Annotated in this window: 27 protein-coding genes; 13 read left to right on the forward strand and 14 right to left on the reverse strand. The window is 65.8% G+C overall.

Going from position 1 to position 23,366, the window contains the following annotated elements; genetic code table 11:
- Positions 1-27 precede the first annotated feature (27 nt).
- The 3 genes from dapF to xerC are packed head-to-tail and all read left to right on the forward strand — an operon-like array spanning position 28 to position 2,625.
- Positions 28-939, forward strand: a complete 912-nt coding sequence (dapF, locus tag CEY08_RS20935) for a diaminopimelate epimerase (protein WP_042796024.1) — start codon at positions 28-30, stop codon at positions 937-939.
- 3 nt (positions 940-942) lie between these two features.
- Positions 943-1,620: a DUF484 family protein gene (locus CEY08_RS20940; protein ID WP_063641460.1), complete on the forward strand. Its 678-nt coding sequence runs from the start codon at positions 943-945 to the stop codon at positions 1,618-1,620.
- An 18-nt stretch (positions 1,621-1,638) separates the two neighbouring features.
- On the forward strand, positions 1,639-2,625 hold the full coding sequence (gene xerC, locus CEY08_RS20945) for a tyrosine recombinase XerC (RefSeq protein WP_076816718.1): 987 nt from the start codon (positions 1,639-1,641) through the stop codon (positions 2,623-2,625).
- A 66-nt stretch (positions 2,626-2,691) separates the two neighbouring features.
- On the opposite strand, the gene CEY08_RS20950 is transcribed toward xerC, so the two are convergent.
- Genes CEY08_RS20950 through CEY08_RS20970 form a run of 5 tightly spaced genes read right to left on the reverse strand, consistent with a single transcriptional unit; the run spans position 2,692 to position 6,966 of the window.
- Positions 2,692-3,690: a nickel/cobalt transporter gene (locus CEY08_RS20950; RefSeq protein ID WP_084738687.1), complete on the reverse strand. Its 999-nt coding sequence runs from the start codon at positions 3,688-3,690 to the stop codon at positions 2,692-2,694.
- A 53-nt stretch (positions 3,691-3,743) separates the two neighbouring features.
- Positions 3,744-4,427, reverse strand: a complete 684-nt coding sequence (locus tag CEY08_RS20955) for a DUF1007 family protein (protein WP_063961471.1) — start codon at positions 4,425-4,427, stop codon at positions 3,744-3,746.
- Positions 4,388-5,362: a metal ABC transporter substrate-binding protein gene (locus CEY08_RS20960; protein WP_076816722.1), complete on the reverse strand. Its 975-nt coding sequence runs from the start codon at positions 5,360-5,362 to the stop codon at positions 4,388-4,390. The genes CEY08_RS20955 and CEY08_RS20960 overlap by 40 nt, the downstream gene beginning before the upstream one ends.
- A 21-nt stretch (positions 5,363-5,383) precedes the next feature.
- The gene (locus CEY08_RS20965) at positions 5,384-6,250 is read right to left on the reverse strand and encodes a metal ABC transporter permease (protein WP_063641464.1); all 867 of its coding nucleotides are present in this window, start codon (positions 6,248-6,250) and stop codon (positions 5,384-5,386) included.
- Positions 6,247-6,966 carry a metal ABC transporter ATP-binding protein gene (locus CEY08_RS20970; RefSeq protein WP_063961474.1) on the reverse strand — a complete coding sequence of 240 codons (720 nt, stop codon included), beginning with the start codon at positions 6,964-6,966 and terminating at the stop codon, positions 6,247-6,249. Before CEY08_RS20970 ends, CEY08_RS20965 begins: the two co-directional genes overlap by 4 nt.
- Positions 6,967-7,297: 331 nt before the next feature.
- Between CEY08_RS20970 and CEY08_RS20975 the strand changes: the two genes are divergently transcribed.
- The 5 genes from CEY08_RS20975 to hslU all read left to right on the forward strand — a co-directional run bounded on the left by CEY08_RS20975 (position 7,298) and on the right by hslU (position 11,995).
- On the forward strand, positions 7,298-7,804 hold the full coding sequence (locus CEY08_RS20975) for a Fur family transcriptional regulator (protein ID WP_042796020.1): 507 nt from the start codon (positions 7,298-7,300) through the stop codon (positions 7,802-7,804).
- A gap of 389 nt (positions 7,805-8,193) precedes the next feature.
- Positions 8,194-9,312 (forward strand): CobW family GTP-binding protein, encoded by a 1,119-nt coding sequence (locus CEY08_RS20980; RefSeq protein WP_042796019.1) that lies wholly within the window; start codon positions 8,194-8,196, stop codon positions 9,310-9,312.
- 126 nt (positions 9,313-9,438) lie between these two features.
- Positions 9,439-9,903 (forward strand): RNA polymerase-binding protein DksA, encoded by a 465-nt coding sequence (dksA, locus tag CEY08_RS20985; RefSeq protein ID WP_006389752.1) that lies wholly within the window; start codon positions 9,439-9,441, stop codon positions 9,901-9,903.
- Positions 9,904-10,051: 148 nt separating this feature from the next.
- A complete protein-coding gene (gene hslV / locus CEY08_RS20990; RefSeq protein WP_008160807.1) occupies positions 10,052-10,591 on the forward strand; it encodes an ATP-dependent protease subunit HslV in 540 nt (179 codons plus the stop codon).
- A gap of 69 nt (positions 10,592-10,660) precedes the next feature.
- Positions 10,661-11,995 carry an ATP-dependent protease ATPase subunit HslU gene (hslU, locus tag CEY08_RS20995; protein WP_042796018.1) on the forward strand — a complete coding sequence of 445 codons (1,335 nt, stop codon included), beginning with the start codon at positions 10,661-10,663 and terminating at the stop codon, positions 11,993-11,995.
- 91 nt (positions 11,996-12,086) lie between these two features.
- On the opposite strand, the gene CEY08_RS21000 is transcribed toward hslU, so the two are convergent.
- Complete coding sequence (locus CEY08_RS21000; protein WP_042796017.1) at positions 12,087-12,392, reverse strand: copper-binding protein; 306 nt, start codon at positions 12,390-12,392, stop codon at positions 12,087-12,089.
- A gap of 209 nt (positions 12,393-12,601) precedes the next feature.
- Between CEY08_RS21000 and CEY08_RS21005 the strand changes: the two genes are divergently transcribed.
- From CEY08_RS21005 to rfbC, 3 genes are all read left to right on the forward strand, one after another.
- The gene (locus CEY08_RS21005; protein WP_042796016.1) at positions 12,602-13,156 is read left to right on the forward strand and encodes a cob(I)yrinic acid a,c-diamide adenosyltransferase; all 555 of its coding nucleotides are present in this window, start codon (positions 12,602-12,604) and stop codon (positions 13,154-13,156) included.
- Between the two features lie 65 nt (positions 13,157-13,221).
- A complete protein-coding gene (rfbD, locus tag CEY08_RS21010) occupies positions 13,222-14,124 on the forward strand; it encodes a dTDP-4-dehydrorhamnose reductase (protein ID WP_076818050.1) in 903 nt (300 codons plus the stop codon).
- A complete protein-coding gene (rfbC, locus tag CEY08_RS21015) occupies positions 14,124-14,666 on the forward strand; it encodes a dTDP-4-dehydrorhamnose 3,5-epimerase (RefSeq protein WP_042796015.1) in 543 nt (180 codons plus the stop codon). Before rfbD ends, rfbC begins: the two co-directional genes overlap by 1 nt.
- A gap of 1 nt (position 14,667) precedes the next feature.
- On the opposite strand, the gene lipA is transcribed toward rfbC, so the two are convergent.
- A complete protein-coding gene (lipA, locus tag CEY08_RS21020; RefSeq protein ID WP_042796014.1) occupies positions 14,668-15,672 on the reverse strand; it encodes a lipoyl synthase in 1,005 nt (334 codons plus the stop codon).
- A 171-nt stretch (positions 15,673-15,843) separates the two neighbouring features.
- On the opposite strand from lipA, the gene CEY08_RS21025 reads away from it, so the two are divergent.
- Positions 15,844-16,656 carry a LacI family DNA-binding transcriptional regulator gene (locus tag CEY08_RS21025; protein ID WP_076816724.1) on the forward strand — a complete coding sequence of 271 codons (813 nt, stop codon included), beginning with the start codon at positions 15,844-15,846 and terminating at the stop codon, positions 16,654-16,656.
- Positions 16,657-16,679: 23 nt separating this feature from the next.
- On the opposite strand, the gene CEY08_RS21030 is transcribed toward CEY08_RS21025, so the two are convergent.
- The 6 genes from CEY08_RS21030 to CEY08_RS21055 form a co-directional block, all read right to left on the reverse strand.
- Positions 16,680-17,402, reverse strand: a complete 723-nt coding sequence (locus CEY08_RS21030) for a tetratricopeptide repeat protein (RefSeq protein WP_076816726.1) — start codon at positions 17,400-17,402, stop codon at positions 16,680-16,682.
- Entirely contained in the window at positions 17,399-18,037 is a 639-nt protein-coding gene (gene lipB / locus CEY08_RS21035) for a lipoyl(octanoyl) transferase LipB (RefSeq protein WP_042796011.1), read from the reverse strand. The genes CEY08_RS21030 and lipB overlap by 4 nt, the downstream gene beginning before the upstream one ends.
- An 18-nt stretch (positions 18,038-18,055) precedes the next feature.
- A complete protein-coding gene (locus tag CEY08_RS21040; protein ID WP_042796010.1) occupies positions 18,056-18,331 on the reverse strand; it encodes a YbeD family protein in 276 nt (91 codons plus the stop codon).
- A gap of 161 nt (positions 18,332-18,492) precedes the next feature.
- A complete protein-coding gene (locus CEY08_RS21045; RefSeq protein ID WP_076816729.1) occupies positions 18,493-19,359 on the reverse strand; it encodes a D-amino acid aminotransferase in 867 nt (288 codons plus the stop codon).
- 129 nt (positions 19,360-19,488) lie between these two features.
- The gene (locus CEY08_RS21050; protein WP_088143390.1) at positions 19,489-20,754 is read right to left on the reverse strand and encodes a D-alanyl-D-alanine carboxypeptidase family protein; all 1,266 of its coding nucleotides are present in this window, start codon (positions 20,752-20,754) and stop codon (positions 19,489-19,491) included.
- 155 nt (positions 20,755-20,909) lie between these two features.
- Positions 20,910-21,875: a GlxA family transcriptional regulator gene (locus CEY08_RS21055; protein ID WP_076816731.1), complete on the reverse strand. Its 966-nt coding sequence runs from the start codon at positions 21,873-21,875 to the stop codon at positions 20,910-20,912.
- 131 nt (positions 21,876-22,006) lie between these two features.
- Between CEY08_RS21055 and CEY08_RS21060 the strand changes: the two genes are divergently transcribed.
- Positions 22,007-22,648, forward strand: coding sequence for an HD domain-containing protein (locus tag CEY08_RS21060; protein WP_076816734.1), 642 nt, complete (start codon positions 22,007-22,009; stop codon positions 22,646-22,648).
- A gap of 33 nt (positions 22,649-22,681) precedes the next feature.
- Here the strand turns inward: CEY08_RS21060 and CEY08_RS21065 are convergent, their stop codons facing one another.
- Positions 22,682-23,335, reverse strand: coding sequence for an alpha/beta hydrolase (locus CEY08_RS21065; RefSeq protein ID WP_042796006.1), 654 nt, complete (start codon positions 23,333-23,335; stop codon positions 22,682-22,684).
- Positions 23,336-23,366 lie beyond the last annotated feature (31 nt).

Consider the following 23,366-nt stretch of genomic DNA (forward strand, 5'->3'; position numbering starts at 1 on the left):
TCGGGCTCGCGCCGCCCGTTCCCCAATATGGGCGATAATCCGGTAATGAACTGGAACTTCACCAAAATGCATGGCGCGGGCAACGATTTCGTCGTACTCGACGGGGTCCGCCAGACCATCGAAATGACGCCCGAGCGCGCCCGCGCCCTGGGCGACCGGCATTTCGGCATCGGCGCCGACCAGATCCTGCTGGTCGAACGCGCGACCCGCCCGGACGCGGACTTCCGCTATCGCATTTTCAATTCCGATGGCAGCGAGGTCGAACATTGCGGCAACGGCGCGCGCTGCTTCGTGCGCTTCGTGCACGAGCAAGGCCTGTCCGACCGCAACCCGCTGCGCGCCGAGATCGCGACCGGCATCCTGGTCCTGGATGAAGGCGACGACGAACAGGTCACCGTCGACATGGGCAGCACGCGCTTCGAGCCTGCCGCGCTCCCCTTCGACACCGCCGGCCTGGCCTCGCGCACCCAAGGCCAGGACACGCTGTGGGAACTGGAACTGGACGCCCCTGCGGGCCTGCCGCGCACGGTCGCGGTTTCGGCCGTGGCCATTTCCAATCCGCACGCGGTGCAGGTGGTGGACAACGTCGACACCGCGCCCGTGTCCGTCCTCGGTCCGCTGATCGAAACCCATCCTCGCTTCCCGCGCCGCGTCAACGCCGGTTTCATGCAGGTGGTGGACCGCAACAACATCCGCCTGCGCGTGTTCGAACGCGGCGCGGGCGAGACCCTGGCCTGCGGCACCGGCGCCTGCGCCGCGGTCGCTGCCGGCATCCGCCGCGGCCTGCTGGACTCGCCAGTACGCGTGCAAACTCGCGGCGGCATGCTCACCGTCGCCTGGAATGGCGAGCAACTGCGCATGACCGGCCCCGCCGAGTCCGTTTTCACGGGGCAGGTCGACATCGACAAGCTCGTCTTCTCCATGGGGCTGAACCGATAAGCCATGACTGATACTGCTTTTACCGCCCAGGATATCGCTGGTTTCCTGCAAGAGAACCCTGGCTTCTTCGACGACCACGCGGATGTCTTCGCCACGCTTCAAGTGCCCCATCCGCATGGCTCGCGCGCCATTTCTCTGGGCGAGCGCCAGATCCTCACGCTGCGCGAGCGCAACCGCGAACTGGAATGGCGCCTAAACGAACTCGTACGCAACGCCACTGCCAATGAAAGCATCGGCACGCATGTGGCCAAATGGTGCTGCCGCCTGCTGTCCGAATGCGATCCGCAACACGTGCCCGGCGAAATCGCCCTGGGGCTGGCCGAACAGTTCGAGCTGAACCACGTGGCGCTGCGCCTTTGGGACCTGTCAGAACTGCCGGCGACCGGCTACGGCGAACCCGTCACGCAGGATGTGCGCACCTTCACCGATAGCCTGAAGACGCCTTACTGCGGCACCGATACCGAATTCGAAGCGGCCGGCTGGCTGGACGCCAAGCCCAAATCGCTGGCGCTGGTGCCGCTACGCCTGGAAGCGGACGGCCCCGCCGTCGGCCTGCTGGTGCTGGGCTCGGACGACCCCGAGCGCTTCAACCCCGAAATGGGCACCACGTTCCTGGAATCCATCGGCCAGCTGGCTTCGGCAGCACTGCATCGCCTGAATCCAGCCTCGCCCAAGGCCTAGCGGACGCGGGCGGACGCCATGTCGAAAACACCAGATACGGCCCCGCCCGAAACTCCCCTGCCGGACGCCATGAGCGCCTGGCTGCGCCATCTGGAAACGAATCGGCGCTATTCCCCTCATACGCTGGACGGCTACCGCCGCGAGCTGCATTTCCTGCGCGACCTGGCCGACCACGCCAAGCTTCCGCTGGACAAGATCGGCAACGGCCATATCCGTCAGTTCGTGGCGCGCCTGCATGCCCAGGGCCGCGGGCCGCGCAGCCTGGCGCGCACCTTGGCGGCATGGCGCGGCTTCTATCAATGGTGGGCCCCGGCAATCGAGCTGGCCGGCAATCCCGTGGCCGGCGTGCGCGCGCCCAAGGCGCCGCGCGGCCTGCCCAAGGCCTTGTCCGTGGAACAGACCCAGGCCCTGCTGGACCGCCCGCCCGCACAAGTGGCCACCGAGCCCGCAGCGCTGCGCGACCAGGCCATGCTCGAACTGCTTTATTCCAGCGGCCTGCGGCTGTCGGAACTCGTCGGGCTGGACCTGCGCTACCAGCGTTCCGGCGATTACGAATCGCGCGGCTGGCTGAACCTCGAAGAGGCCGAGGTCGTCGTGCTGGGCAAGGGCGGCAAGCGCCGTTCAGTACCGGTGGGCCAAGCCGCCCTGGCGGCCCTGCGCAAATGGATTGCGGTTCGCCCGCAACTGGCCCCCTTCACGGCACAGCCCGAGGACGCGGCCGCGTTGTTCCTCGGCGCGCGCGGACGCCGCATCTCGCCACGCGTGGTGCAGTTGCAGCTGGCCCGCATCGCGCAACAAGCCGGCGTGCCCACGCATGTGCACCCGCACGTGCTGCGCCACAGCTTCGCCAGCCATGTGCTGCAATCCGCGCAGGATTTGCGCGCGGTGCAGGAAATGCTGGGCCACGCCAACATCTCCACCACCCAGATCTACACGCGGCTGGACTTCCAGCATCTGGCCCGCGCCTACGACCAGGCGCATCCTCGGGCCGGACGCAAATCCTGAACGGCCGAGGCCGCTTGCATACGCCCTGAATGTCGCCCGCGTAGAGAAAGCCCGCGGGCGCGGCGACTACCCGCCTCCCGCTATCACGCCGCCCAGCAGCATCACGCCCAGCAACAACACCGCCAATGCCGCCAGCGCTTCCACGCCGTAGCGCAAACGCGCCGCGCCTTTGCTGGACAGGCGGTGGCCGATGCGCTCGGCCGCGCCGCCCGCTGCAACGGCCAGGCAGGCGAGCACCGCCACGGTCAGTCCGGTACCCAGTCCCATCGCCAGGGCCGAGGCCACGCCAGCCAGAAAGAAGCCTTGCGCCAGGGCGAACACCAGCACGATCAGCGCGCCGCTACATGGACGTAGCCCCACGGCCAGTACCGCTGCCCATGCGCGGCGCCAGTTGAGCGGGCCCGCGACTTGCTCCGGCGCCGGCGCATGCGCATGGCCGCAGGCGCAATCTGCCCCGTGATCGTGAAGATTGTGGTGCGGGTGGGCATCCACGTGGGCGTGCCCATGAGCGTGCGCATCCCCGCTGCCGTGGAAATGGCCATGGCTGTCATGGGCGGCAGCAACGGACACGCGCCTGGCCCGCCCCCGCAGTAACGGACGGATTGCCTTGACCCACACCAGCCACGTCCCAAGCAACGTCACCAAGGCGTAGGAAATCAGCTCAAGCCAGCGTGTCGCGTTGTTCATCGTTGCAGCCGTGGCATTGAAGACCAGCGCCAACGCCGCCACCAGCGCGATCGCCACCAAGGCCTGGATCAACGCGGACACCAACGCCAGCAGCGCGCCATTGCGCGCGGTCTGGCGGTTGGCGAGCACATAGGAAGAGATCACCGCCTTGCCATGCCCGGGCCCCAGGGCGTGGAACACACCGTATGCGAACGACAGACCGATCAAGGTCCAGGCTGCGCCACCGTCCGCCTGCCAGACGCGCACCGCCCCCGTCAACTGCCGGTAAAAATGGCTCTGCCAAACGGACACCTGGCCGAAAAAGCCAGCCAGCCAACCTGGGCCGCCCATGCCCGCGCCGCTTTCCGGCACGCCAAAGGGATGCGCGCCCTGGGCCATGGCGGCGCCCGGCCCGCCCAGCAGCAAAACCGTCAATAGCAGCAAGGCCGGCGCTAGGGGCAACGTACCTCGATGCGATGCGTGAGTCCTTTGGTGATGGCGAAAAGCTCGTCCGGCAAGGCGTCCGGGTCGGCCGGGATCGCGGCCAGTTGCTGCATGGTTTTCCAATCCAGTTCCTTGGGCTTGCGGTAGGCGGATGTACAGGCACGGGCGTCCTGGCCGCCCAGCGAGACTGCGCCGTTCTCCTCAAAAGCGTAGGCGACGAAATAGGTGGGATCGTAAATATCCACCTGCGCGCCGCGGGCGCCTGGCGCCACGGGTGTGGCCAGAGGCAGGGTGAAGGACAGCGTCAGCCGCGTCGTCTTCGGATCCCAGTCGACGCGCGCATCGCGCGGGGCCGCAAACACGGCCGTCTTGCCGTCCACCGTAACGCGGGTGAAGTAGTGCGAGATCGGCTCGCCCAGCGCCTGCATCCAGTCCCGCGCCATGCCCTGCAGGATCTCGGGCGACAACGAGCCGTCCTTGCCCTTCTTCAAACCCTGCGTGGCGTAGGCGCCGAACATGTCATCGAATCGCCAGACCTGCCGCACCGCAGTGATGCGCTGCTGTTCATCGATATCGATGGCCGCGCGGGCATCGATCCACATATGGGGGTGCGCGCTGGCGGCGCCTGCCGCCAGCAGCATCCCCGCCGCGGTCAAGGCTGCATGGCCGCGGCGAGCTGACTTGCGTTCCATTCAAACATTTCCAGATAGGTAGCGCCGGGCTGTCCAGGTTTGGACAAGGCATCGGAATAAAGCGTACCACCCACCTTGGCGCCGGTTTCGCGGGAAATCTGCTGCACCAGTCTGGGGCTGCTGATGTTTTCCACGAAGACCGCCGGCACGCGTTCGCGCTTGACCTGCTCGATGATGCGGGCCACCTCGCCTGCGGCGGGCTCCGCATCGGTCGACACCCCCATCGCGGGGATAAAGGCTACGCCGTAGGCATCGCCAAAGTAGCCGAAGGCATCGTGCGAAGTCACGATCTTGCGGCGCTCGGCCGGAATTGCGGCAAAGGTCTTGCGGACCTGGGCGTCCAGCGCTTGCAGGCGCGCGACATAGGCCTCGGCGCGCTGGCGGTACGCTTGCGCGTGCGCCGGGTCGGCGGCGGCGAGACCCTCCGCCACATTGCGCGCGTACATCACGCCATTGGCCAGGTCCTGCCATGCGTGCGGATCGGCGCCGCCATGATGGTGACCGTGACCATGTTGGTGTTCTTGATCGTGGTCGTGGTCGTGGTCGTGGTCATCATCATGCCCGTCGCCCGCGAACTTACGCGCCTTCACCCCCTGGGAAGCGACCACGGTGGCGCCGCCAAAGCCGGATGCCTTCGCCAGGCGCGGCATCCAGGTCTCGAAATCCAGGCCGTTGACGAACAGCACGCGCGCGGCGGCCAGTTTCTTGGCATCGCCGGGCGTGGGCTCGTATTCGTGCGCGTCGCCGTCGGGGCCCACCAGCGTAGCCACGTCGACATCCTTTCCACCCACTTCGCGCACGATGTCGCCCAGGATGGAAAAACTGGCCACGGCTTTCAGCGGCTCGGCGGCATGCGCGACGCCGAACAGCGTGGACAGGCACAAGCCTGCCATGGCAAGCAGCGCGCGGCGGCGTGCCGGGGGTTGGAAACGCATGGCGTATCTCCTATTGGTAAGTCAGGCCCGGCGCATGCGGCGCCGCGCCGGCAGCAGTCCGCCTTGCGGGCCGCCCACGATGGAAAACAGATAACAGGCGCCGGCCGCCAGAATGATGGCGGGCGAGGCGGGCACGTTGTAGTGGTACGAAATAAGCAGGCCCGCCACCGAGGCCGCCACACCCAATCCCGCGGCCAGCGGAATCTGGCGGGCAGCCGAGCGGACCCAGAAGCGCGCGGCGGCGGCGGGCAGCATCATCATGCCGACCACCATGAGCGTGCCCAGCACCTGGAATCCCGCCACCAGGTTCACCACCACCAGCACCAGGAACCCCATGTGAACCCAGCCTCCGCCGCCGCCGCTGGCGCGCAGGAAGCCCGGGTCCAGGCATTCGGCGACCAGCAGCCGGTAGATCGCGGCCAACACCAGCAGCGTCACGCTGGCCGTGGCGGTGACCAGCAGCAGCGCCGCGTCATCCAGCCCCAGCACGGTGCCGAACAACACATGCAACAGATCCATGTTCGAGCCGCGCAGCGACACCAGCAGCACGCCCAGCCCCAGGGATATCAGGTAGAAGGCCGCGAAGCTGGCGTCTTCGCGCAACGGAGTCAGGCGCGCCACGAGCCCCGCCAGCAGGGCCACGGCCAGTCCCGTGACGATGCCGCCCAGCATCATCGCGCCCAGCGACAGGCCGGCCAGCAAGAAGCCCGCCGCCACCCCCGGCAGGATGGCGTGCGACATGGCATCGCCCATCAGGCTCATGCGCCGCAGCACCAGGAACACGCCCAGGGGGGCAGCGCCCAGCGACAGGGCGCAGGCGCCCGCCAGCGCGCGCCGCATGAATCCGTAGTCGAGGAAGGGCGAAAGCACCCATTGCGCCAGGCTCATGCGCGGCTCTCCGCCGACCATTGCCGCGCCCGCTTCAAATGCGCGTCATTCAGGGTGTCATCGGTATTGCCCCAGGCCACCACCGAACCGGACAACAGCAGGCATTCGGGGAAATGGTCGCGCACGAGGTCCAGGTCATGCAGCACCGCGATCACGGTACGGCCCTGTCCATGCAGCCCGCAGAGCAAAGCCATCAGGTCATCTGCCGTATGGCTGTCCACCGCGGCGAAGGGCTCGTCCAGCAGCAGCACGGGCGCATCCTGCATCAACATCCGCGCAAACAGCGCGCGCTGCATCTGTCCACCCGACAGTGCGTCCACGCCGCGTCCTGCCGCGTCCGCCATGCCCACGGTTTCCAGCGCGTCCATGCAACGGTCCAGCTCTTCATTGGCATAGCGGCGCCATCCCCCCACGCGACGCCACGCGCCCATGGCCACCAGGTCAAGCACCGACACCGGAAATGAACGGTCCAGCTCGGCGGCCTGGGGCAGCCAGGCCAGCTCCGATCGCCCCCCGCCGCTGATGCGCACACTGCCGGCCATGGGACGCAGCACGCCCATGATGCCCTTGATCAGGGTGGACTTGCCGGCGCCGTTGGGCCCCACCACGGCGGTCATGGCGCCCGCGGCGAAACGTCCCGACACGGACTTGAGCGCCGCGTGCCCATGCCAGCCGAAAGAAGCATCTGCCAGCTCGATCGTGACCGGCGCGTTCATCGCGGCCACCAGTCCAGTGCCCAGCCGGTCAAGGTCCAAAGCAAGGCCACGGCGGCCAGGGCGATACCCATGCGGCGCCAGGCCGAGACCAGGAAGGCGGAACGCGGTGGAAGGGTTTGCCGGAGCGGGGCGTCGGGCCGCCGGGGCAAAAGCGTGAAATGGGACATGGAAGGAATGCGGAGGAGAATTTCGGCTGCAGCCCGTTTTTATTATGTTATATCATAACTAAAAGGCTTGATTCCTCGGCGTTCGCCCGCAGCTGGATGTTTTCTGCTACCTTCCAGGCATCTCGCGCGCATTGCGCGCGTTTCCCATAGAGATAAAGCCAGCCATGTCCGCACCGCCCCGCCCCCCTCGCAGCGATACAGTCGGCGCCCAGCTCAGCGTCGCCGAAGCGCTATGCGAGCAGCGCGGACGCCGCCTCACCCCCATACGCCGCAAGGTGCTGGAACTGCTGCTGCGGCATGGCCGCAGCCTGAAGGCCTATGAATTGCTGGACGCGATGCGCGCGGTGCATCCAGGCGCCGCGCCCCCGACCGTGTACCGCGCCCTGGACTTCCTGATGGATGAGGGCCTGATCCACCGCCTGGATGCGGTCAACGCCTGGAGCGCCTGCCACGATGCCGGCGGCGCCCCCCATGACCTGCTGGTGGTCTGTACGGGCTGCGGTGCAGTCGCGGAAGTGTCCGACCCCGCCATGAGCCGCCAATTGGCCGAACGCGTGGCCCAGACCGGTTACGTCCTGGCGACGCATGAAACCGAAATCCGCGCGCTGTGTCCCCAGTGCCAGCAAAAGCAGCCCGCCGCGGACGCCGGCCACGGCCACCACCATCATTAAGAATTAGTGCCTGCGGGGCAGGCACTGCCCTGCCTCTCCACCCTCAGGCGCAAGCCCGCACGCGGCAGCTCGCCCGGAAGTGCGCATCGCGCCCTTGAAATCCGGCAAACCGCCCCCAAATAGTGGTATCGCCCGATACTTGACGGCGTACGGACGCCATCTGGATGGCTACGGCCCCAGGGTTGACCCTGGGTTTGCCCCCTGCCCCCGACTGTGCTGTAATCCTGCGTCCGGCCGCTGCAGGCGGCCCATGCAGCCTGCGGCAAACATCCTCCGGCAAAGACTGGGAAACCCCGTTCACACGTCGCACGACGGCGTTGCAAAACAGGGTTGCGATCCCCGCCGAGAGTTCCTGTTTAACGCCTTGACTTCACGCTAGCAGCTTCGCCATGAACACCCCGCGCAGTTTGGACAAAATGGTTCCCGTCACCATCCTCACCGGCTTTCTCGGTGCGGGCAAGACCACCCTGCTCAAACGCATCCTGACCGAATACCATGGCCGCCGCGTCGCGGTCATCGAAAACGAGTTCGGGCCGGAAAGCATCGACAACGACCTGCTGGTGCAGGACAGCAACGAAGAAATCATCGAGCTGTCCAACGGCTGCGTCTGCTGCACGGTGCGCGGCGACCTGATGCGCACCCTGGGTGAACTGCGTGCCAAGCGCGAAGCGGGCGAACTGACTTTCGAACGCGTCATCATCGAGACGACCGGCATGGCCAACCCCGGCCCCGTCTGCCAGACGTTCTTCATGGATGACGATATCGCCGAGTACTACCGTCTGGACGCGGTGGTTACCGTGGTCGACGCCAAGCACGGCATGGCCACCCTCGACGCCCAACCCGAAGCCCAGAAGCAGGTCGGTTTCGCCGACCGCATCCTGATCTCGAAGCGGGACCTGGTCAACGAAGTCGACTACGAAGCGCTGCGCCACCGTCTGGTTCACATGAACCCGCGCGCGCCGATCACGCCGGTCAACTTCGGCGAAGTCGATCTGAAGTCCATCATCGACATCAGCGGCTTCAACCTGAATTCCATTCTGGACATCGACCCGGATTTCCTGGCCGATGAACACCCCGACGCCGCCCACGACCACGACCATGGACACGAGCATGGCCATGACCACGGTCACGATCACGACCATGATCACGAAGGCGAGTGCGGGGCGCATTGCAATCATGCCCATCATCATCACCATCATCAGCACGACGACGAAATCGGCGCGTTCGTGTTCCGTTCCAACAAGCCGTTCGATCCCGCGCGGCTTGAGGAATTCCTGGGCGGCGTGGTGCAGGTCTATGGTCCCGACCTGATGCGCTACAAGGGCATCCTGTACATGAAGGGCATCAACCGCCGCATGTTGTTCCAGGGTGTGCACATGATGATGGGCGCCGAACCCGGCAAGCCGTGGACCGCAGCCGAAAAACCGTCCACGAAGATGGTTTTCATCGGCCGTAAGCTGCCCCAGGAGATTTTCACCCGGGGCTTGGAGCAGTGCCTGGCGGGGTAATCCCCCTTCCTGACGTGACGTGATGCGACGAAGGCAGTACTGTGAGGTACGAATAGCGTAGGCAACAAGTAATACGGACCGGGAATGGACGCCCGCGCCAGGATCGATTCATAGTGGAGTGTTTTCATGGCTACCAAGGCAGCAACCAAGAAATCAAGCAAGTCGACGAGCGATACGGCGATTGATCTGCCCAGCGAGAAAGAATTGCTGGCCATGCCCGAGTCCGACTATATGAACGAACGCCAGCTGGCATTCTTCAAGGAACGGCTCAAACAACTCGAGCAGGACATCCTGGCCAACGCCGGCGAGACCACCGAGCACCTGCGGGAAACCCAGTTCGTGCCCGATCCCGCCGACCGCGCCACGATCGAGGAAGAACACGCCCTGGAGCTGCGTACCCGCGACCGCGAGCGCAAGCTGCTGAAGAAGGTGCAACAGTCCATCGCCCGCATCGACAGCGGCGAGTACGGCTGGTGTGAAGAAACCGGCGAACCCATCGGCATCCCGCGCCTGTTGGCACGCCCGACGGCCACTCTGTCGCTCGAAGCGCAGGAACGCCGCGAGATGCGTCAGAAGCTCTACGGCGACTGATCCGTCCCGTATTCAAGCCATGCGCTGAAAGGCTATGCTGGTTTCCAGCATGGCCTTTTTTTCAGGCCGGCTCCAAAAGGGGACACAATCGTCCCGCCTTGATTTCCTCGGAACCGCCCCCAGCTAATCCCTTCATAGGAAGGAACGCATGGAACAATTTCACGCCACCACCATCGTGTGCGTGCGCCGCGGCAACCGCGTCGCACTGGGCGGCGATGGCCAGGTCACCCTGGGCAACATCGTCATCAAGGGCACTGCCCGCAAGATCCGCCGCCTGTACCACGACAAGATTCTGGCCGGCTTTGCCGGCGCCACCGCCGACGCGTTCACCCTGCAGGAACGCTTCGAAGCCAAGCTGGAAAAACACCAGGGCAATCTGATGCGCGCCGCGGTCGAACTGACCCGCGACTGGCGCACCGACCGCGTGCTGCGCCGCCTGGAAGCGATGCTGATCGTTGCCGACGCCGAGCACACCCTCGTGCTGACCGGCAACGGCGACGTGCTCGAACCGGAACACGGCCTGGCGGCCATTGGCTCCGGCGGCGCCTACGCCCAGTCGGCCGCACTTGCGCTGCTGCGCAATACCGAGCTGCCGCCCGAGACCATCGTCAAGCAATCGCTGGAAATCGCCGGCGACCTCTGCATTTACACCAACCAGAACCACGTCATCGAAACGCTGGGTGACTGACATCCGCTGGCGGCGCCCAGCGCGCCGCGGCCCCACCCCAGCCCGCCCTAGCTTCAAGGATCCGCCCTCATGTCCGCATCCAACATGACGCCCGGAGAGATCGTCTCCGAACTCGACAAGTACATCGTCGGCCAGAACCGCGCCAAGCGCGCCGTGGCCGTGGCGCTGCGCAACCGCTGGCGCCGCCAGCAAGTCGCCGAGCCCCTGCGCCACGAGATCCACCCCAAGAACATCCTCATGATCGGCCCCACCGGCGTGGGCAAGACCGAAATCGCGCGCCGCCTGGCCAAGCTGGCCAACGCGCCCTTCATCAAGATCGAAGCCACCAAGTTCACCGAGGTGGGCTACGTGGGTCGCGACGTCGACACCATCATCCGCGATTTGACCGAATACTCGATCAAGCAGACCCGCGAACTGGAAATGCGCCGCGTGCGCACCCAGGCGGAAGACGCTGCCGAAGACCGCATCCTGGACGCCCTGGTCCCGCCCGCGCGCGGCGCCTCCGGCGAACCGGAACGCGGCGAGGACAACAGCGCCCGCCAGACCTTCCGCAAGCGCCTGCGCGAGGGCAAGATCGACGACCTCGAGATCGAGATCGAAGTCGCCCAGGCCGTGCCGCAGATGGACGTCATGACGCCCCCGGGCATGGAAGAAATGGCCGAGCAACTGCGCGGCATGTTCGCCGGTCTGGCCCGCGACAAGAAAAAGCCGAAGAAGATGAAGGTGCGCGAGGCCTTCAAGCTGATCGTCGACGAAGAGGCCGCCAAGCGCGTCAACGAAGAAGACCTGCGCACCGTGGCGATCAACAATGTCGAGCAGAACGGCATCGTCTTCCTGGACGAAATCGACAAGATCGCGGCCCGCCAGGAATCCGGCGGCGCGGACGTGTCGCGCCAAGGCGTGCAGCGCGACCTGCTGCCCCTGGTTGAAGGCACCACCGTCAACACCCGCTACGGCATGGTGCGCACGGACCACATCCTGTTCATCGCGTCCGGCGCTTTCCATCTGTCGCGCCCCTCGGACCTGATCCCCGAACTGCAGGGCCGCTTCCCGATCCGCGTCGAACTCGAATCGCTGACCGCCGAAGACTTCGTGCGCATTCTGTCCGACACGGACGCGTCGCTCACCAAGCAGTACACGGCGCTGATGGCGACCGAAGACCTGCAACTGGAATTCACGGAAGAAGGCGTGCGCCGCCTGGCCGAGCTGGCCTACGAGGTCAATGAAACCACCGAGAACATCGGCGCCCGTCGCCTGTACACGGTGATGGAAAAGCTGCTGGACGAACTCTCCTTCGACGCCACTTCCAGCAGCGACAAGAGCGTGAAGATCGACGCCGCCTACGTCAACGCGCAATTGGCGGAAGCCGCCAGCAGCCAGGACCTGGCGCGCTACGTGCTGTAAAACGCGGGCGCGCGCCGCGCGCTCACGACAAAACGCCGTCCGGCGCCTCAGGGCAACGGACGGCGTTTTCTTGGGCGGCGAGCGGACGGCGTCAGTTCGCGATCGCGGTGACCATGTACTTGCCGTCCTTGCGGACAGCGGTGAAGCGCACCTTGTCGCCCGCCTTGATCTTGGCCAGCAACGCCGGATCCGCTTCATAGACCAGCGTCATGGCGGGCAGGTCCAGTTGTTTGATGGCGTCGTGCTTGATCGTGACCTTGCCAGCGGCCGGATCCACGCGCCGCACTTCCCCGCTGGCCTCTGCCTGCTGGGCGAACGCCAGCGGCGCTGCCAGCGTGACGACGGCCACCACCGCGGCTGCGGCCATGGGTATTGCATACTTGCGGTCAAAAACCATGCAGATATCCTCCGATTGCAAGAAAAGCGTGGAGCCGGCGTGCGCCGCCCCCTGCTATCCGTAGTGCTAGGATACCGCCCTTGTGCAACAGTTCCCCCGCCGTGACGCAACAATTTTGACAGTTGATTGCTGAACACACGGCCCGCGCCGCCCAGCATCATGGCTGGACGCAAAAGCTATACCTTTCGTCACTCATTTCAGGAGCTCCCATGGCCAACCGCTTATCCGTCATTGCCACCCGCACGGGAGACGACGGCACCACGGGTCTTGGGGACGGGTCCCGGACACCCAAGGACGCCCCGCGCATCGCAGCCATGGGCGACGTCGACGAGTTGAACAGCGTGATCGGCGTTCTGCTGACGGAAGACCTGCCCGCCGATATATCCACCGACCTGCTGGCCATCCAGCATGACCTGTTCGACATGGGCGCGGAGCTCTGCATCCCTGGCCATACCGCGCTGACGGACGAACACATCGCCCGTCTGGACGCCCGCCTGGTCCACTATAACGAGACCCTGGCGCCCTTGCGCGAGTTCATCCTGCCGGGAGGCTCACGCGGCTCGGCGCAGGCGCATGTGGCACGCACGGTCTGCCGCCGCGCCGAACGTGCCGTCGTGGCGCTGGCCCGGGTCGACCCGGTAAACCCGCCGGTGCGCCTGTACCTGAACCGCCTGTCGGACCTGATGTTCGTGCTGGCGCGTTGTATAAACCAGCATGCGGGGCAGAAAGACACGTTCTGGGCCGGCGCCCAGGCGCGCAAGTAGTCTCGCGCCCGGCCGCGCCTGTCGCGGTTGGGCCTGGGAAGCGTAATAAATTGGGCAAGGGCGGCGTGAAAATTCTATTGCTGGGCAAGGACGGCCAAGTCGGCCAGGAACTGCGCCGCGCCCTGCTCCCCCAGGGAGAACTCGTGGCGCTGGGGCGCGGCGACGTCGATCTACGCGACCAGGACGCCCTGCTCGCGCTTCTGTCGTCCCACCGGCCGGATGCAATCGTGAATGCCGCCGCCTATACGGCAGTGGATGCCGCCGAGACCGACCGCGATACCGCCGCCCAGGTCAACGCCGCGGCGGTCGCCATCCTGGCGTGCCATGCCCGGGCGGCCGGTGCCTTGCTGGTCCATTTTTCCACCGACTATGTGTTCGACGGTACGCAAGAGCGAGCCTATCGGGAAACCGACAGTCCCAATCCCTTGAACGTATATGGCAGCACCAAGCTGGCGGGCGAGCACGCCATTCAGGCCGCCGGTTGCGATGCGCTGGTGTTCAGAATCGGATGGATTTATTCAACGCATGGCCGGAATTTCCTGAAAACCATGCTGCGTTTGGCGGGGGAACGGGAACGCCTGGAGGTGGTGTCCGATCAGCACGGCACGCCCACGTCGGCCGAGCTGGTCGCGGACCTTGCTGCCCTGGCGATCCGGCAACATCAAGCGGGTCGGTTGCCCGGGGGGACTTACCACTTGGCCGCCGGCGGCTCGACCAACTGGCATGCCTATGCAAAGTACATTGTTGCCGGGGCCGCTGCGCGCGGCGCCATACTGGCTTTGACCCCCGAACGGATACATGCGATTGCGGCCCGGGACTATCCGGCGGCCGCGCAACGGCCGTGCAACTCCACGCTGGATACGACCAAACTGTCGCGTGCACTTGAACTGCGCATGCCATCATGGACCGAACAGGTGGATCGCACCCTGGATCAGCTCATCCAACCTGGCAAACAACCCGCATTCTGATGAAAGCCACTCCTCTCGCCATTCCCGACGTGCTGCTGCTGGAACCCAAGGTATTCGGTGACGAACGCGGCTTTTTCTTCGAGAGCTTCAACCAGGCTGTGTTCGAGGCGGCCACTGGACTTCAGCGCCGGTTCGTGCAGGACAACCACTCACGCTCGGTCCAGGGCGTGTTACGCGGGCTGCATTATCAAGTCGAACAACCCCAGGGCAAGCTCATGCGCGTCTGCGCGGGCGAGATCTTCGACGTGGCGGTGGACTTGCGCCGCGGCTCGCCGTCATTCGGCAAATGGGTAGGCACGCTGCTCAGCGCGGAGAACAAGCGCCAAATATGGATTCCCGAGGGATTTGCCCACGGCTTCCTGACGCTGTCGGATGCTGCCGAGGTCCTGTACAAAACCACGGATTATTACGCCCCGCAGCACGAACGCTGCATCCGGTGGGACGATCCGGACCTGGCGATCGCCTGGCCCTGCCGGCAGCCGCCGCTGCTTTCCGAGAAGGATCGCAACGGCGCGTCGTTCGCCGACGCGCCGGCCTGCTGATTCAGTTCACGCCAGCGGCGTGCGCCTGTTCGTCGGCGTGGTACGAAGAACGCACCATCGCGCCCACCGCAGCATGCGAGAAGCCCATGGCATAGGCTTCGCGCTCGAACATGGCAAAGGTGTCCGGATGCACGTAGCGCAACACCGGCAGGTGGTGCTCCGAGGGCTGCAGGTACTGGCCGATGGTCAACATGTCCACGTTATGCTCGCGCATGTCGCGCATCACCTGCAGGATTTCCTCGTCGGTCTCACCCAGGCCCAGCATCAGGCCGGATTTGGTGGGGACCTCGGGGTGCAGCTTCTTGAACTCCGCCAGCAGCTTCAGCGAATGCATGTAATCCGAACCCGGACGCGCCTGCTTGTACAGGCGCGGCACGGTTTCCAGGTTGTGGTTCATGACGTCCGGAGGGCCGGCGTTCAGGATGGTCAATGCGCGGTCCAGGCGGCCGCGGAAGTCGGGGACCAATACCTCGATGCGGGTATTGGGCGACAGTTCGCGGATATGGGTGATGCAATCCACGAAGTGGCCGGCGCCGCCGTCGCGCAGGTCGTCGCGGTCCACCGAGGTGATCACGACATACGACAGCTTCATCGCGGCGATGGTGCGCGCCAGGTTCAGGGGTTCGTTGGTGTCCAGTGGATCCGGGCGGCCGTGGCCCACATCACAGAAGGGGCAGCGGCGCGTGCACTTGTCGCCCATGATCATGAACGTGGCCGTGCCCTTGCCGAAGCATTCGCCGATGTTCGGGCAGGACGCTTCCTCGCACACCGTGTGCAGGTTGTGCTCGCGCAGGATGCGCTTGATGTCGTAGAAGCGCGAGCCGGGCGCGGCGGCCTTCACGCGGATCCACTCGGGCTTCTTCAGGCGCTCCGCCGGAACGATCTTGATGGGAATGCGCGCCGTCTTGGCCTGCGATTTCTGCTTTTGCGTCGGATCGTAGGCCGCGTCCGCGGGCGCGGCGGTGGATTCGTTCGAGGGAACAGGAGACTCGGCGAGCGTAGACATGGGACACCTTCATGACCGGCGCGCGGACACGCCGGGTCTGGGACAAAAACGGCATTTTACCCTCCGCCGCCCGGATCCGCCCGGCGGGGCACCGCCCCCCGGGCGACCCGCTCCCGCGGTCGGGGCTGGCCTGGGTTATCGTCACGCCTGATGACCCCGCCGATTTCACCCATGTCTTCCCTGCCCCTGCCACGCCCCATCGCCCTGATCGCGCCCCGACTGGACTGGGCGCCCGCGGCCCGCGCCATGCAGGCCTGCACCGAATTGCTGTTGCCCGCCGGCTACTACCTGGCCGCCGGCCCCTGGCAAGAGGCCGCGTCCCTGCCTCGGCTCGGCGACCTGCATCCGGCCGCCGCCCTGATCATCGGCCCGCTGGACAATCCCGCCCTGCGCAACGCCGTGGCCGCGCTGGAGATCCCCGTCGTGGAAACCTGGAGCGCGTCCGCCCAGCTGCTGGACAGCGCCATTGTGATCGACAACGAGGAAGCCGGCCGCATGGCAGCGCGGCACCTGGCCGCCAAGCGCCACGCGCGCGTGGCCTGCATCAGCGCCGACAATCCCTGGGAACGCGCCCGGCGCGAAGGCTTCATCAGCAGCGCAGCCGCGCTGGGGCTGGAATTGGTTGCGGACATCGTGCAACCCGAGGCCCAGCACATGAACGACGGCCGCATGGCGTTCCTGCGCCTGCTGGCCACCAACACGATCTTCGAAGCCGTGTTCTGCACGACGGACCTGCTGGCGGCAGCCGCGGTGTCGGAAGCTCATAACCGCGACCTGCACGTGCCGCAGGACCTGGCCGTGCTGGGCTATTCGGACGACGGCAGCGCCGCGCAATGGGCGCAAGGCTTGACGACCCTGGGCGCCGATGCCGCCACCCTGGGCCGGCGTGCCGGCCAACTGCTGCTGGACCGCCTGGAAGGCGAACGCGGGACGGGCGAACGTGTAACCGTGGAAGTGATGCTGGAAGAACGGCTGAGCACCTAGCTCGGTTAACCCGTCAACCCGCGCTACGTTTCATACAGCGCCGGAAAACCGCAGTCCTCCAGCATGGCGTTGGCTTCCCGCAGGAACGCGGGCGTGGCCGTTTCCGGCACGCGGACCAGCCATTGCGCGGCATCTTGCTTGCGCCCGCGCAGCAACAGCAGCCGCCCGAGATGGAACATGCCCCGGAAATCGCCCCCCTCGGCACAGCGCCGATAGCAATCGAAGGCATGCTCCATGTCCTGCCCGACGACCTCGCCGGCTTCATAGTAGCGGCCGACCACGCCGATCGACTTCACATGGCCGGCGTCTGCCGCTTTCTGATAGAGGGCCAGCGCTGCCTTGGAATCCTGCGCTACGCCGCCGCGGCCGCTGCGCAGCATATGGGCGTAGTTGTACATGCCCCAGTCCAGGCCGTGGCCCGCGGCCAGCCGGAACCAGTAAGCCGCGACAGTGTCGTCCCGAGGCACGCCCCAGCCGTTCTCGTAGCAGCGGCCCACCATATTGACGGCCATGGGATGGTCGGCATGGGCGGCGCGCTTGAACCAGGCCAGCCCCTGTTCCGGATCGCGCTCAACGCCCACGCCGTCCAGCAGCATCTGCCCGTAGATGGTCTGGGCTTCGATCAGCCCCAGTTCAGCCGCGGCGCGAATCCATGCGGCATAGTCCTCGGCGGGACCGTGCTCGCGCAAACGGGCCAATGCCTCGGGGGTAGTCGCGGCCACATCGGCTGCGCTGTAGGTCTTCATGTTTTGTTCCTTGCCCGGTCCCAGGCCTGCGCCAGGTTGCGCGCCAGCGCCTCACCGGTCTCGGTAGGCTCGCGGCGCACGCCACAGGCCGCCATGTCCACGGTGCGCAGCCCTGCATAGCCGCAAGGATTGATGCCGAGGAACGGCGCCAGGTCCATCTGCACGTTCAACGAAACGCCGTGATAGGCCCGGCCATTGCGGATCTTGATGCCAAGAGCTGCGATCTTGGCCAGCTCGCCGCCGTCCGGATCGGGCACATAGACCCCTGGCGCACCAGGCTTGCGGCAGGCATCGGCCACCCCCATCTCGGCCAGCGTGTCGATGACCGCGCCCTCGAGCAGATTGACGTATTCCTTGACGTAGATGTCGGCGCGGCGCAGGTCGAACAGCGCATAGGCCATGACCTGGCCTGGACCGTGGTAGGTCACCTGTCCGCCGCGGTCGCAGTGGACGATAGGGATATTGCCGGGGTTGAGCACGTGCTGGGGCAGGCCAGCCTGCCCCAGCGTATAGACGGGCGCATGCTCGCAGAGCCAGATCTCGTCAGGCGTATCGGCGCCGCGCAGATTGGTGTACGCCTGCATGTCGTGCCAGACCGACAGGTAGTCGGCCGGCCGCGCGAGCCACTTGATCACAGCAGTCCTGCTTTTGCGCTAGAGGACGATGGACACCATCGGGTGGCCGTGCAGTGCACGGTAGAGCGCGTCCAGCTGCTCGCGCGAGGTCGCACGCACCGTGAAGGTCAGGCCCATGTAGTTGCCGCCCTTGCTGGGCCGCATCTCCACCGTGGCGGCGTCGAATTCGGGATCGAATTGCAGCACGACTTCGGTCAGCGTCTGCGCGAACTCAGGATGCTGCTTGCCCATGACCTTGATGGGAAAGTCGCTGGGATATTCGATGAGGGATTCTTCGGGCGGGATTTGTTGCATGATGTGCCTATATGGTGTTGCCCCCCAGGGCGCGGCCACCGCTCGATTTGCACCCAAGGGTGTCTGCCACGGGGCGGCCAGATCCTGTTTATATGGGGGCAAACCGCCAGCTGGCAAGGCCGCCGGGGCGGCCCCGCGGGAGCCGCCCGGTGACGCCGGACTTAAAGCGCGGCGATGCGGGCATCATAACCCGCCCGCAATTGCGCAAAAACAGGGCCGGGCTTGCCCGAGCCCACCGGCTTGCCGTCCAGCGACACGATGGCCAGCACTTCCTTGGTGGCCGAGGACAGCATGAGCTCGTCCGCCTGTTCTACCTCTTGCTGCGAGATGGGACGCGACTCGAACGGGATGCCGGCCTCGGCGGCCAGCTCGCCCAGCAAGCCGTAGCGGATGCCTTCCAGGATCAGGTTGTTCTTGGGCGGCGCCAATAGCTTGCCGCCGGAAACCACCCAGATATTGGTGGACGAGCCTTCCGTCAGATAGCCGTCGCGGAACTGCACCACTTCGTCGACCTGCGCATCAACCGCCTGCTGCTTGGCCAGCACGTTGCCCAACAGGGAAACCGACTTGATCTCGCAGTGCAGCCAGCGTTCGTCGGGAATGCTGATGGCGGCGAGGCCACGCTCGCGCTGCGCGGCTGGCGGCGGCGCCCAGGCCGAGATCATGCCGAAAACCGTCGGTGCGACGGGAGTCGAGGGGAACTGGTGGTCGCGCTTGGCTACGCCGCGCGTCACCTGCAGGTAGACGATGCAGGTTTCCAGGTTGGTTCGCGCCAGCAGCTGCTGGATCAGGTCGATCCAGCCTTCGCGGTCGAAGGGCTGGGCAATCCGCAAGGCAGCCAGGCTGCGGTCCAGACGGTTGAGGTGTTCGGCCATGCGGAATGCATTGCCTTGGTACACGGGGACGACTTCGTAAATGCCGTCGCCGAAAATGAAGCCGCGGTCGAGGACGGAGACCTTGGCCTCGTCCACGCGCAGGAACTCACCGTTGAGATACACCTGGCTTTCGCCCGGCACGCCCGGAATCATGAGGCACTCCTGAGTATGAAATGGATAGGGACGAACCGCCCGGCCCGTCCCGTGAATAGAGCACGGGCGTTTCATGCGAAACGCCCGTTGCTAGCTTACACCCGCGACCGCGCCTGCGGCGCGGCGGGATTATTCGAACCAGCGCTTGACGGTATCGACCATGCGGCCGAAGAAGCCAGCGCGTTCGACCGCGTCCTGCACCACCAACGGCTCGGTGCGCAGCACCTTGCCGTCCAGCGTGAACTGCAGCGTGCCGACTTGCTGGCCCTTGGCCAGCGGGGCGATCAGCGGATCCGTGCGCTGAGCCACCGGCTTGAGGTCGCCGGCCTTGCCGCGCGGCACCGCGATCGACACCGGGTTGGGCGGACCGAGCTTGACGTTTTCAGCCGTGCCTTCCCAGACGCGGGCATCGATGCCGGGCTGGCTCTTGTCGAACAGCTTCACCGTGTCGAAGTTCTGGAAGCTCCAGTTCAGCAGCTTCAGGCTTTCCTCGGCACGGGTGGCCTCGCTGTCGGTACCCACCACGACCACCAGGATGCGGCGGTCGCCGCGCACCGCGGTCGACACCAGGCAATAGCCGGCCGAATCGGTATGGCCGGTCTTCATGCCGTCCACCGAGGGATCGGCCCACAGCAGGCGATTGCGGTTGGGCTGCGTGATCTTGTTGTAGGTGTAGCTCTTCTGCTTGTAGTAGTGGAAGTGGTCCGGGTGATCGGTGATCAGATGCGAAGACAGGATGGCCAGGTCGCGCGTGGAGGTCATGTGCTGCGGATCGGGCAGGCCGGTCGCGTTCATGAAGTGCGTGTTGCGCATGCCCAGGCGCTCGGCTTCCTGGTTCATCAGCGAGGCGAACGAGGCCTCGCTGCCGCCCACGGCCTCGGCCAGGGCCACCGACGCGTCGTTGCCGGACTGCACGATCATGCCTTGGTTCAGTTCGTCGACAGTGACCGGCTTGCGCGGTTCGATGAACATGCGCGAACCGCCCGTGCGCCAGGCGCGCTCGGAGACCGGCACGGTCTGCTCCAGCGTCAGGCGCTTTTCATCCAGCGCGTTGAACACGACGTAGGCCGTCATGATCTTGGTGAGCGAGGCAGGCTCTACCTTCATGTCCGGGTTGGAAGCCGCCAGGGTCTGGCCGCTGTTCACGTCCATCACGATCCAGGCCTTGGCCGCGATCGTGGGGGCCGGCACGGCCGATACGTCGCCCACCGGCACCACCGCCGACGCATTCGGAGCCGGGGCCGCGGCACCGGCGGCTGCGGCGGGCGCCGCGGCCGGAGCCTGCTGCGCCCAGACCGGCATCGAAGCTGCCAGCATGGCCGACAGCACCGCACCTGACAGCAGGCGGCGGGTAAAGACAACGGGGGAGTGAGCGGAGTAAGGCAAATTCTTCATCGGCAACGTGGGTCCAGTAATGACGCCCGCCGGCGCGGGGCAAGTGGCTGACAATTATAGGCAGTCGATCAGACCGGTCCCGCCCGCCCGGGGTTCCCCTGCAACTAAAACATGCAACCTGATGCAACCTTCGAGCCTTGGCGCCGTGAATAACATCAATCGGGATTGTCGCCGTGATGCCGGCGATACACGGCCGGCGAAACGCCCACGTGCTTGACGAAGGCGCGACGCAAGGTGTCGACGTTGGCGAAGCCGCATTGCGCCGCGACTTGCTTGGGCGTTGCGGCGCCACCCTCCAGCAACGCACGGGCCGCGGCGATGCGGGTCAGCTCGACCCACGCGGCAGGAGTGATGCCCACCTCGGCATGGAACAGCCGCGCAAAGTGCCTGGAACTCAGCCCCGCATGATCGGCCAGCGCTTCCACCGACAGCGGCATACCGGGATTGCTGGCGACCCAGCGCTGGACTTCCTGCAGCGCCGAGCGTCCGACCGGTCCGGCTTGTCCCTTGCGGCTGAATTGCAGTTGTCCGCCGGGCCGCTTGAAGAACATCACCAGCTGGGAAGCGACGCTGGCAGCCAATTCCCGCCCCAGGTCTTCCTCGACCAAGGACAACGCCAGATCCAGGCCCGCCGTCACGCCGGCCGAGGTACGCACCTTGCCGTCGCGCACATGCAGGGCATCCTCCTCGACGGTCACCTTGGGATAGGCCTCGCGCAGCCGCGAGGCCGCGTTCCAATGGGTAGTCACCCGCCGGCCGTCCAGCAGGCCTGCCGCAGCCAGCATGAACGCGCCGGTACACACCGAGCCATAGCGCCTGGCGCCTTTGGCCGTCGCGCGCAGCCATCGCATGGCGGAGTTGCTGAGCACGGCGCCGGCCGCTTGCGGCGTGCCGGCCACAAGCAGGGTATCGAAACGGGGAGCCGGATCGCCCACCGCCATGTCGGGCAACAGGCGCGCGCCAGACGAACAGCGGATGGGACCGGCCTCGTAGCCCACCACGCGCAACGCGTACAGCTCACGTCCTAGCTCGGCATTGGCCTGGGCGAACACATCCAGGGGTCCGGAGACGTCGAGCATCTGCACGCCGGGCAGCGCAAGAATGGCAATGGTCTTGGTCATGACAGGAGCGCCTTGCCGCCAAGCGTCGCGAAATCGCATGTTTTGGCGGAATTTGGCGTATTACGACAATTGAAGCCATTCTAGTGCGGCGGGAGAATTTATCGACCTCTCCCCTTCCAAGGACTCCCGCCATGAATCCAGTCATCGACGGCATTCAGATTCCCGACAGCAAACTCGCCCGCGAGATCACAGAGCTGGTACGCGACACCGCCACGCCGCTGCTCTTTCATCATTCCAGCCGGGTCTATTACTTCGGCGCCCTGGCCGGCAAACGCCGCGGGCTGGCATTCGACCCGGAACTGCTTTATTGCGGCTGCATGTTCCACGACATGGGCCTGACGCATCAGCACGGCAGCGACTGCTGCCGCTTCGAAGTGGACGGCGCGAACGCCGCCCGCGATTTCCTGAAAAGCCGCGGCATTTCACAGCAGGACATCGATCTGGTGTGGACTGCCATTGCGCTGCACACAACCCCGGGCATTCCGGAGTTCATGCATCCCGTCATCGCGCTGGTTACGGCGGGCGTGGAAATGGACGTGCTGGGCTTGACCTATGGCGAATACGGCGATGCCCAGCGCGAAGCGGTGGTGGCGGCGCATCCGCGCGGGCCCCGCTTCAAGGAGGAAATCATTCAAGCCTTCTACGACGGTATCAAGCACAAGCCGCAGACGACGTTCGGCAACGTCAAGGCGGATGTCATTGCCGACAAGGAGCCCGCCTTCAGGCCCGGCAACTTCTGCAGCGTGATCCGCGGCTCGCGCTGGCCCGGCTGAAGCCGCTCGCGCCGCGACAGCGGCGCTTACGCTTCAATCCAGCGCAACCTTCAGCCGCGCCTGCACCAGTTGGCGCAGCACCAGCAGCTTGCCATGGAAAAAGTGCGATGCGCCCGGCACCACCACGACGGGAATGGAACGCGGGCGCGCCCAGTCCATGGCCTCGGACAGCGGCACCACCTCGTCTTCCTCGCCATGCACCATCAGCGTGTCGTCCGGCACCTGTACTTCGTGCGACTGGAAACGGTTCACGGCCGGGCCCATCAGCATCAAGGCGGAAGGCAGGACGGCGTCGCCCTGCTCTGCCAGCGCCGCATAAGTTTGCGCCGCAACCGCCGTGCCAAACGAAAAACCGGCCAGCACCCATGGCGCCTGGGCCAGATCGGGGTGCAGTTCACGCATCTGCGCCACCACCGCCAACATGTCCTGGGTCTCGCCCACGGACTTGTCGAACGTGCCTTCGGACTGTCCGACCCCGCGGAAATTGGGGCGCACGGCTACCAGGCCGTGCTGCACGCAGGCGCGCGACAAGGTCGTGACCACCTTGTTCTCGCGCGCACCGCCCTGCAGCGGATGCGGATGCAGGACCAGCGCCCAGCCTCGCGGCGTGCCCGCGGGCCAATCCACGGCGCAATCGATGCGGCCGGCGGCTCCAGTGAATGCGTGGGTTTCAGTGCGTGCGGACATGGCGAGACTCGGAATGCGGGAAAAATAGCGA

It is taken from the genome of Achromobacter insolitus, from assembly GCF_002209555.1.
In the GTDB taxonomy this organism is placed as follows: Bacteria; Pseudomonadota; Gammaproteobacteria; order Burkholderiales; family Burkholderiaceae_B; genus Achromobacter; species Achromobacter insolitus.

Coding starts and splice junctions, on each gene's coding strand:
- CEY08_RS20975 (WP_042796020.1), top strand. CDS start 7,298: ATGTCCGCACCGCCCCGCCCCCCTCGCAGCGATACAGTCGGCGCCCAG.
- dapF (WP_042796024.1), top strand. CDS start 28: ATGGGCGATAATCCGGTAATGAACTGGAACTTCACCAAAATGCATGGC.
- CEY08_RS21000 (WP_042796017.1), bottom strand. CDS start 12,392: ATGGTTTTTGACCGCAAGTATGCAATACCCATGGCCGCAGCCGCGGTG.
- CEY08_RS21040 (WP_042796010.1), bottom strand. CDS start 18,331: ATGCAACAAATCCCGCCCGAAGAATCCCTCATCGAATATCCCAGCGAC.
- xerC (WP_076816718.1), top strand. CDS start 1,639: ATGTCGAAAACACCAGATACGGCCCCGCCCGAAACTCCCCTGCCGGAC.
- CEY08_RS20980 (WP_042796019.1), top strand. CDS start 8,194: ATGAACACCCCGCGCAGTTTGGACAAAATGGTTCCCGTCACCATCCTC.
- CEY08_RS20970 (WP_063961474.1), bottom strand. CDS start 6,966: ATGAACGCGCCGGTCACGATCGAGCTGGCAGATGCTTCTTTCGGCTGG.
- lipA (WP_042796014.1), bottom strand. CDS start 15,672: ATGTCTACGCTCGCCGAGTCTCCTGTTCCCTCGAACGAATCCACCGCC.
- CEY08_RS20960 (WP_076816722.1), bottom strand. CDS start 5,362: ATGCGTTTCCAACCCCCGGCACGCCGCCGCGCGCTGCTTGCCATGGCA.
- hslV (WP_008160807.1), top strand. CDS start 10,052: ATGGAACAATTTCACGCCACCACCATCGTGTGCGTGCGCCGCGGCAAC.
- rfbC (WP_042796015.1), top strand. CDS start 14,124: ATGAAAGCCACTCCTCTCGCCATTCCCGACGTGCTGCTGCTGGAACCC.
- CEY08_RS21050 (WP_088143390.1), bottom strand. CDS start 20,754: ATGAAGAATTTGCCTTACTCCGCTCACTCCCCCGTTGTCTTTACCCGC.
- CEY08_RS21025 (WP_076816724.1), top strand. CDS start 15,844: ATGTCTTCCCTGCCCCTGCCACGCCCCATCGCCCTGATCGCGCCCCGA.
- dksA (WP_006389752.1), top strand. CDS start 9,439: ATGGCTACCAAGGCAGCAACCAAGAAATCAAGCAAGTCGACGAGCGAT.
- CEY08_RS21055 (WP_076816731.1), bottom strand. CDS start 21,875: ATGACCAAGACCATTGCCATTCTTGCGCTGCCCGGCGTGCAGATGCTC.
- CEY08_RS21065 (WP_042796006.1), bottom strand. CDS start 23,335: ATGTCCGCACGCACTGAAACCCACGCATTCACTGGAGCCGCCGGCCGC.
- CEY08_RS21030 (WP_076816726.1), bottom strand. CDS start 17,402: ATGAAGACCTACAGCGCAGCCGATGTGGCCGCGACTACCCCCGAGGCA.
- CEY08_RS21005 (WP_042796016.1), top strand. CDS start 12,602: ATGGCCAACCGCTTATCCGTCATTGCCACCCGCACGGGAGACGACGGC.
- CEY08_RS20965 (WP_063641464.1), bottom strand. CDS start 6,250: ATGAGCCTGGCGCAATGGGTGCTTTCGCCCTTCCTCGACTACGGATTC.
- CEY08_RS21045 (WP_076816729.1), bottom strand. CDS start 19,359: ATGATTCCGGGCGTGCCGGGCGAAAGCCAGGTGTATCTCAACGGTGAG.
- CEY08_RS20955 (WP_063961471.1), bottom strand. CDS start 4,427: ATGGAACGCAAGTCAGCTCGCCGCGGCCATGCAGCCTTGACCGCGGCG.
- CEY08_RS21060 (WP_076816734.1), top strand. CDS start 22,007: ATGAATCCAGTCATCGACGGCATTCAGATTCCCGACAGCAAACTCGCC.
- hslU (WP_042796018.1), top strand. CDS start 10,661: ATGTCCGCATCCAACATGACGCCCGGAGAGATCGTCTCCGAACTCGAC.
- CEY08_RS20950 (WP_084738687.1), bottom strand. CDS start 3,690: ATGGCCCAGGGCGCGCATCCCTTTGGCGTGCCGGAAAGCGGCGCGGGC.
- CEY08_RS20940 (WP_063641460.1), top strand. CDS start 943: ATGACTGATACTGCTTTTACCGCCCAGGATATCGCTGGTTTCCTGCAA.